The following is an 8,344-nucleotide window of genomic DNA, read 5'->3' as shown; positions in this document are numbered from 1 at the left end:
GATTGCGACCGAACCGTTTTCCTAGTGCACTGGAAACCTTAAACTTTCGGATGATTTTCAACCACCCGCGTCGCTAGAGGTCACAGAGGGGAAATGCATAGAGCCTCTGTGTCTCAGTGCCCTCTGTGGTGAAAATACGAAGTTCTAGATGATACGCTGCACGGGGGTTGCCGGCGTCCGTTCGACAGGAACCACGACCTCGGATCGCGCCGACAGTTCGCGCTGGAGGGCCGACGGCCTCGTCGCTAGCGAACACGGAGCCACAGATATTCATATTGCTCCGGGCCTTCGGGCCTCCGTGGTAAAAAAACATTCCGGCTCCACGGGGGAAGGGAACCACCGATGAACTCAGATGGACACAGATACTCAAGCTTGTCTCGCCCACCCGCCGGAGTGAGAGCCTGTTCTGAAATCTGTGTTTATCTGTGTTGATCTGTGGTTCATTTACTTTTCCAGGATGATGTTTGGGCCGGTTCTTTCACCCCCCGCGTCGCTATCGATTCGGCAGATGAATATCCGGATTATGGCCACGAGAGAACGCAAGGACACCAAAGGTTCATTCCACAGGCTTTCGGGTGCTTTTTGCGCTCTTTGCGCTCTTTTGTGGCTAACGGTCTCCCGCATGGAATGCGCAATATTTAACCGCCGGAACAATAGCAAGCACGGAGGCACAGAGCTTCGTATTGCTCCGGGCCTCCGTGGTAAAAAAACATTCCAGCTCCACGGGGGAAGGGAACCACCGATGAACTCAGATGGACACAGATACTCAAGTTTGTCTCGCCCACCCGCCGGAGTGAGAGCCTGTTCTGAAATCTGTGTTGATCTGTGGTTCATTTACTTTTCTAGGATGATGTTTGGGCCGGTTCTTTTACCCCCCGCGTCGCTATCGATTCGGCAGATAAATATCCGGATTATGGCCACGAGAGAACGCAAGGACACCAAAGGTTCATTCCACAGGCTTTCGGGTGATTTTTGCGATCTTTGCGCTCTTTTGTGGCTAATGATCTCCCGCATGGAATGCGCAATATTTAACCGCCGGAGCAATAGCAAACACGGAGCCACAGATATTCATATTGCTCCGGGCCTCCGGGCCTCCGTGGCAAAAAAACATTCACGGTTCCATTCCCGGATTTAGGAGGATGGGTTTTGAATAGAGCGGGCGCGTAATAAACGAAACCGCCCAAATCTTTGCGCTTGCGGGTGGCTATTCCGCCGGATCGAGTTTATCGGCGGCTTGCTGGGCGAGCTCCTTCTGCGCCTTGAAATAGGTGGCCACCTTGAGCCAGTCGCGGCGGGCGCCTTCGGTATCGCCCGCGGCGGCCTTGAGATCGCCCCGCAGGAGGTAGGCCCGCGCGGCGGCTTCGCGCGAGCCGCCGGCAATATCCTGTTCGAGCGCGGGCAACACCGCGTCGGCCTTGCCGGACTTCACCAGCGCCTGACGGATCTTTTCCTGTACGTCCGGCCCCTGCTCGTCCATCAGCTGGAACTCGGCGGCCGCCTGGGCAAACTGCCCGCTTTCGAAATAGTGGTTGGCCAGCAGCGCGATGGCCGGTTGATCCCAGGCGAGGAAGCGGCAGTCGCGCTTGACCGTTTCCAGCAGCGGGATCGCCTTTTCGGGCTGGCCGGCTTCCAGCCATTTTTGCGCCTGGGCGAGTGCTGCGGGACGATCGGCGGCGGCGGAGCGGTATTGCCCGGAGCGGAAGGTGAGCGATTGGCCGGTGGCGGTGACGATGGTGACCGAGCCATCGGCACTTGCGGAAATCTGCGTGGCATCGATCCGCCGCCCGGTGTTGGTAATGACGTGCGCGGCGTGGCTTGAAAACAGCAGGCCGAAAAGAAGAAGGCTAATGAACCAGCGCATCGGCGGCCTCCTTGCGGTAGCGGGTTACCAACGGCAGCTTTTCATGCCGGGGGAAGAGGTCGGCAAACTGGTCGCAGCTTTCGATGGCGAGCGCGAATTTCCCCTGCTCGATGCAGAGCGGAAGGCTGGCGAGTATGCTCTCGGCAATGAAGGGGCGGTTTTCGGGCTGGGCGGGATCGGCCAGCAGGGCGATGCGCTGGTAGGCGGCCAGGCGCTCCTCGGCATCGGCCAGCAGCGGCACCATTTCCAGCACGACGGCATAGTCCTGCCTGAGCGCGAGCACCTCGGCATAGGCGGCCAGCGCGTCCTCCGTCCGGCCCAGCCGAACGCAGGCGCGGGCCTGCAGCAGGCGAACGTCGAAGAAAAGGCCGGAGCCGGGATAGCGGGCCAACAGCGCTTCCGAAACCGCGAGGCTTTCGGCGAACCGTTCCTGTCCAAACAGGGCGGTGGCCTTGCCGAGGCCCGCCCGCTCGACGGGTTCCTTTTTTGCGCTGAGCGGAACGGCGTCGAAGGCCTTGGCGGCCAGCGCGCAGCGCCCCGCCGACAGCAACCCCTCCCCCGTCGCAACGTAGACGTCGGGGCCATAGGACGTCCGGTCCGCAAGCATGCGGTCGAGCACCTGTTCGGCGATATCGAACCGTTCGGCCTCGACCGCGGAAACGATCAGCCCGGCCAAGGCGGTCCGGGCGGCGGAGGCTTCCGGAAACCGCTCGCCCAGGGTTTCGAGCGTCTGGAACGCGCCATCGAAGTCCCCGGCAATCAACAGGGCCTGCGCCTTGCGGTGCAGCGCGTCCGGAACCAGGGGGGAATCCGGAAACTCTCCGATGAAGCGATCGAGCTTTTGGGGATCGTTGGGGTGCGTGGCCTGGATATAAACGGCCTTTTCGAGGGGCGGGCCCGTTTCGCCGGCGGCGCGGAGGGCGGCCTCCAGCGCCTGGAAGCGGGCGACGGCTTCCGGCCACTGCTCCGCCTTGTAGGCCTTCCACGCAAAGTAGGAGAGGATGTCGGTGCGGCGCGGGTCGGTCGGGAAGGCGGCGAGATAGCACTCGAACAGCCGCTCGCCGCGCGGCGCGTCCCCGGCGTCGATATAGTTCCGCCCCACGCCGAGCACCGCCGTGGGCGCATCGGGGTTGCCGGAAAAGCGTTCGCACAGATATTCAACCGTCGTCAGCGCCTCTTCGTGGCGGCCGAGGTTGAGGAAGCAGACGCCCATGTTGCGCAGGGCCTCGAAGGTTTTTTCGGACTCGGGGAAATAGTTGATCGCGTCGAGATAGGGGTCGAGCGCTTCGGCATGGCGCCCCTCGGCCGTCAGCCGGGCCCCGATCTTGAACTTGTTGGCCACGAAGGTCTGGCGGTGCTCGCCCAGCTCGATACGGACCCGCATGCCCCGCCCCTCGACAAGCGCCTTCGCCTGCTCCGCCTTTTCCTGCGCCAACGGGCCCCATGGACCGTCGCCATACTTGATGTAGACATTGTAGAACTGCTTCAGCGCCGCGACGGCGGCTTCGGGGCGCTGCGTCTGCTCGTATTCCAGCCGATAGGTTTCGCCGAGTCCGTAGCGGCATCCGGCGACGGGGCTGATGGCCGAGACCGGCAGCCGGTTGGCGGCGAGGTTTTTCTCGATGTTCTGCAGCACCTCCGCCTGGCCCCACAGCAGCGAGCGCGCCCCCTTCCAGTCGCCGTCGAGCAACAGCAGGCGCCCCCACGTAACGACCGAGTCGCCGAACCAAAGATCCATCGCCCCCAACTGCACATCGGCGCAATGCGCCAACACCTCGGCCCGGAGTGCTTCCTTTTGCGAGGCGGCGAGCGGTTCGGTTTCGAGCCGCCCGACCGCCGCCGCGGCCACCCGCGCCTTGAGCCGATGGATTGCCGCCCGGTCCGTGGCGGCCTTCAGCTCGGCCGACAGCTCGTCGTAGGTCTGGGCGCAACAGACGCCCCCGACCAACAGCGCAACCATGGCCAACCGACAGATCATTGCCACAGCATATCAGTCTTAAAATCCCCGTCAAACCGCGTTTGCAAGATTTTCTTAAGTTACCGAATCCTTTGCCGGCTCAACTTCGGGCCTGAAGCGCGGCCACCGGGAGTTGCTTCTCGCAGATCTTGCGGAAGTGGTAGCCGTAGATGGCCAGGATGATGGCCCGGGGCACGAGCCGCGGGTGCCGGAACTGGGTCCAGAACAGCAATTTCCAGAAGCGCCCCCGCTCCCGGCCCACGATGCCGAGCAGCACAATCGACCGCAACAGCGCGCGGATATGGCAGTAGCGCAACCGGTAGCGCACGTGCGCCGGCCGGTATTCGCGCAGCAGGGTCTGGATGCGCCGGTAGTAGGCCGCCGGCGAATAGATGTGCGTGAGGATTTTCTGGTACCCCGCCTTCAGGACCTCCAGCGTCATGGCCGGAACGATGTTGGTGGTCCCGTCCGCATTGTCGCCCGTGGCCGCCGCATCCAACCGGCCCTCCTGTTTCATCCGCTCGTAGAGCCGGGTCCCGGGCGGCGCCTGCAGCAGGCCGACCATCGCGGTGACGATGCCGCTTTGCTGGATGAAATCGATCTGGCGCTGGAAGATCGACGGCGGGTCGTGGTCGAAACCGACGATAAAGCCGCCCTGCACCTGCAGCCCGGCTCGCTGGAGGCGTTTGACGTCTTCGACCAGATCGCGGTTGACGTTCTGGGCCTTGCCGCACTCTCGCAGGCTGCTCTCTTCCGGGGTTTCGATGCCGACAAAGACGGTGTCGAACCCGGCGTCGACCATTTGGTCCATCAGGGCGGCGTCGTCGGCCAGATCGATCGATGCTTCGGTGAAGAAGGCGTTGCCGATCTTGCCGCGGCGCCATTCGCTCAGCGCGGGCAGCAGCTCCTGTTTCAAGAACCGTTTGTTGCCGATAAAGTTGTCGTCCACGAAAAAGAGCTCCCCGCGCCATCCGAGGGCATAGAGCGTGTCGAGCTCGGCGATGATCTGCCGCGGGGATTTCATCCGCACCCGGTGGCCGAGCAGGGTGGTGACGTTGCAGAAATCGCAGTTGTACGGACAGCCGCGCGAAAACTGGATGCCCATCGAGGCATAGTGCCTGAGGTTGAGCAGCTCCCATCGGGGAACGGGCGAGTCGTGCAGGTCGGCAAACTCCGGGGTGGTGTAGATTCGCCGCGGCGCCCCGTTTTCCAGGTCGGCGAGAAACGGCGGCAACGTGAGCTCCGCTTCGTTGAGGATAAAGTGGTCCACCTCCGGAAACTGCTCGTGTTCCATTTGGAATAACGGACCGCCGGCCGCCACCCGCAGCCCCGCCGCCTTGCACCGGGCCACCACTTGTTTCGACGACTCGCGCTGGATCACCATTCCGCTGATGAACGCCCAGTCCGCCCAGGCCAGATCCTTGTCGGCCAGCTTGCGCACATTCGCATCGACGAGGCGCACGTTCCATTGCGCGGGAAGCATCCCGGCCACGGTCAGCAGCCCCAGCGGCGGCAACGTCGAGCGTTTGCCCACGAACGGCAGGGCATACTTGAAGCTCCAAAACGTCTCCGGAAACTCAGGATAGATCAGTAAAATATTCATCCCGCTCAGCCCTCCTTCGGCACACCCGGTTTTTACCACCAACCGCGCACCGATTCAATCGAAGACCGGCGTCCAAACGGGGTCGGAACGCTTTTCAGCGCAGACGTCTGCGCGGCCGGGGTTATTTGAGCAGCGAGTCCATCCGCGCGTCGACCTTGGCGGTGACGGCGGGATCTTCGACGAGCGGCGGGGCGTGGTGGGGTTTTAGGCGGGCGTCGATGATGAGCGGGCCGGTGCAGCCCCAGTGCTTGAAGGCGGTTGCGGCCCCGACGCCGGAGATATCGCGCGCGGGGTTCGAGCGGGTGAAGACGACCCAAACGAAGTTGTCGAAGTCCTTGGCCACGAAGTCCGGATCGTCGCACAGCACGATCAACGGGAAGTCGTCGACCGCAACCTGTCCCTCCAGCCGCTCGGCGAAGGTGTCGAGATCGACGGTCGACCGCATGGCCAGGATGCCCGGCGCAACCACGGCGCAATCGAGCGGCGGTTTGACGGACGAAAGCGTGCGGACGGGGTTGCCGTTGGCGGCGAAGACGACCTTGGAACCGTGGTTGAGGGCGGTGCCGGAATAGTCGAGCGTGTCGATGCTGGTCTCGGTGTGGAAATGGAGGTCGCGCTCCCAGCGGATGCGTTCGAGCATGTGCTTGAAGAAGGCCGGCACATCGTGGAGGTCGAGCGCCGGGTTGTCGGCCTCGTTGGCGATGAAGAGATATTTGGCGAGCGAGAGTTGCCCCTTGCCCAGGATGGCGCTGGCGAGCGTTAGCAGTTCGGAGGGGCGGATGGTTTTCACGTAGGGCGTGTAGCGCTCCTGCCCGATGGCGAGCAGCAGCGGATGGACGCCGGCGGCATCGACGGCGTGCACCGCCTTGAGGCCGGGAATTTCCGAGGGGATCGCCGCGCCGGTCATGGCGTGGATCACTTCGCCGAAGGTGGTGTCTTCCTGCGGCGGACGGCCGACGACCGTGAAGGGCCAGATGGCATCCTTGCGGTGGAAGACCTCTTCGACTTCGAGGCACGGGAAAAGGTGGTCGAGGCTGTAGTAGCCGAGATGGTCGCCGAACGGCCCTTCCCGCTTCAGCTCCTCCTTGATGGTGCCGACGATGCAGAAGTCGGCCTCGGCGGAGACCGTCCAATGTTCGTACCGCGCATAGCGGAAGCGGCGCCCGGCCAGCACGCCGGCGAAGGCCACCTCGGGCATGCCTTCGGGCAGCGGCATGACGGCGGCAAAGCTCATGGCCGGAGGCCCGCCGACAAAGATGGCAATGCGGAACGGTTTGCCCGCATCGAGATGCAACTTGTGGTGGACGCCGATGCCGCGGTGGATCTGGTAGTGCAACCCCACCTCCCGATCGGGAACGAACTCGTTTCCATTGAGTTGGATGCGGTACATGCCGAGGTTGCTCTTGAGCGGTTTCCCGGGATGATCCGGAGGCTCGCTGTAGACCTGCGGAAGGGTGACGAACGCCCCGCCGTCGTCCGGCCAGCCGACGATGGGCGGCAGGTCGCCGATCTTGCAGCGGCACGCGAAGACGGGCGCCGCGCTGGCGGAAACCTTTTTCGGCAACGCATGCAGGGCGGTGAGCCCGGCCTTTAGCGCCTTGCCCGGCGTCTTGAGCAGCTTGAGCGGATCGGCCTTGGAGGCGACCAGCGTTGCCACCGGATCGTAGGTGTCGGCAAAGAGCAGCCGCGCGCGCTCGGGCGTGCCGAACAGGTTGGAGACGCACGGAAACCGGCAACCTTTGACGTTTTCGAAAAGGAGGGCCGGGCCCTTGGCTTTGTAGACGCGCCGCTGGATCTCGGCCATTTCGAGGTATGGATCGACCTCGTCGGCAATGCGCAGCAACTGCCCGTGCTTTTCAAGCGCCTCGACGCATTCCCTCGTGCTTCGGTATCCCATTCGGTCCCCGTTCGGTTGTTTCCGTCAGGATTACAGGATGCACCGGGTCGATTCAATGCCGATTCAGGATTTGTGCCGCGGGAACCCCCGGCGGCAAAACCGCCCCTGCATGCGCCCGCAAAACCGCCCCCGGGCGCCAGGATGCGGAACGCATCTGTTCACGATCGTGAGCAGATGCGTTCCAATGCATGGGGCCAAAGGAAGGCCGGCGCGGGCTAATCCGGGACGGCGGCCGGTTTGGGCGCGGCCTTTTCGCGATGGTGGGCGGCGAGGAGATCGTCGAGTTTGCAGCCGGTCAGCTCGGTCAGGGTGTTGAAGAGCTTGTTCATGACCCAGAACATGACCGCCATGCAGGGCACCAGCACCACGATGTGGCTGAGGCCCGTCATCTTGCCAAGCTGCGCGGTGAATTCCTCCGACCCCGGCTCGGCCGTCAGGATATATTTGGCCAAGGCATAGTTGAGGACGGCCGACAGGAACATGGAGGAGGCGAAGCCCCAAGTCAGGCCGACCAGCCGCTTTTCGAATACCGCTTCGTTGCCCTTTTCCTTCAGCTCGTGCGTCAACCGTTCGACATCGAACAGCGACTCGGTCATCAGGATTTTCTTGATGAGCGGAAACGGGGTCTTGAGCGAGACGACAATGGCGACGCCGAGGATGAGCGGAATGGCGGCTTCTTTGATGGCGATGTATTCCGGCGGCAGCTTCAGGATGCCGAACACCCCGGTGAGGGTGACGCTGACGATGCCGATGATCGACATGAAGTCGGCCTTGCGGTCGCGGATGAGCGTGCGAAGGCCGTAGGCGATCGGAAAGGCAAGCCCCACCACCAGCGCCCAGACGGGACCAAGATATTTTTCCTTGCCCAGAAAGCTCAGCACCGCGACGGGGATGACGACGTTCACCAGAATACTGATCAGCGGATTCTCTTGCTTGTGATTGCTCTTGTCCATGACGCCTCCGTAAAAGGACGCAGTCTACCCATCGGAAGCGTTAAAACAATGCAAATGCGCATCTCGGCACGTC

At 62.8% G+C, this 8,344-nt stretch carries 5 protein-coding genes; all 5 read right to left on the bottom strand.

The features are described from left to right. Window positions 1-1,204 precede the first annotated feature (1,204 nt). On the bottom strand, window positions 1,205-1,861 hold the full coding sequence (locus ABYO54_RS10815) for a tetratricopeptide repeat protein (protein ID WP_372808261.1): 657 nt from the start codon (window positions 1,859-1,861) through the stop codon (window positions 1,205-1,207). Further along, entirely contained in the window at window positions 1,845-3,839 is a 1,995-nt protein-coding gene (locus ABYO54_RS10810) for a tetratricopeptide repeat protein (protein WP_372808262.1), read from the bottom strand. Before ABYO54_RS10810 ends, ABYO54_RS10815 begins: the two co-directional genes overlap by 17 nt. Before the next feature lie 79 nt (window positions 3,840-3,918). Continuing rightward, window positions 3,919-5,421, bottom strand: a complete 1,503-nt coding sequence (locus ABYO54_RS10805) for a B12-binding domain-containing radical SAM protein (protein ID WP_372808260.1) — start codon at window positions 5,419-5,421, stop codon at window positions 3,919-3,921. Between the two features lie 121 nt (window positions 5,422-5,542). Further along, window positions 5,543-7,318: a UbiD family decarboxylase gene (locus ABYO54_RS10800; RefSeq protein WP_372808259.1), complete on the bottom strand. Its 1,776-nt coding sequence runs from the start codon at window positions 7,316-7,318 to the stop codon at window positions 5,543-5,545. Window positions 7,319-7,533: 215 nt separating this feature from the next. Continuing rightward, a complete protein-coding gene (locus ABYO54_RS10795) occupies window positions 7,534-8,271 on the bottom strand; it encodes a VC0807 family protein (RefSeq protein ID WP_372808258.1) in 738 nt (245 codons plus the stop codon). Window positions 8,272-8,344: the final 73 nt, after the last annotated feature.

Origin of the sequence: Pontiella sp., from assembly GCF_041622395.1 — a bacterium.
Classification (GTDB): domain Bacteria; phylum Verrucomicrobiota; class Kiritimatiellia; order Kiritimatiellales; family Pontiellaceae; genus Pontiella.
This window is presented reverse-complemented; position numbering and strand designations above follow the sequence as displayed.

Bases quoted from the DNA above. Each gene is read 5' to 3' on its own strand.
- ABYO54_RS10815 (WP_372808261.1), bottom strand. From the start codon at position 1,861: ATGCGCTGGTTCATTAGCCTTCTTCTTTTCGGCCTGCTGTTTTCAAGC.
- ABYO54_RS10795 (WP_372808258.1), bottom strand. From the start codon at position 8,271: ATGGACAAGAGCAATCACAAGCAAGAGAATCCGCTGATCAGTATTCTG.
- ABYO54_RS10800 (WP_372808259.1), bottom strand. From the start codon at position 7,318: ATGGGATACCGAAGCACGAGGGAATGCGTCGAGGCGCTTGAAAAGCAC.
- ABYO54_RS10805 (WP_372808260.1), bottom strand. From the start codon at position 5,421: ATGAATATTTTACTGATCTATCCTGAGTTTCCGGAGACGTTTTGGAGC.
- ABYO54_RS10810 (WP_372808262.1), bottom strand. From the start codon at position 3,839: ATGATCTGTCGGTTGGCCATGGTTGCGCTGTTGGTCGGGGGCGTCTGT.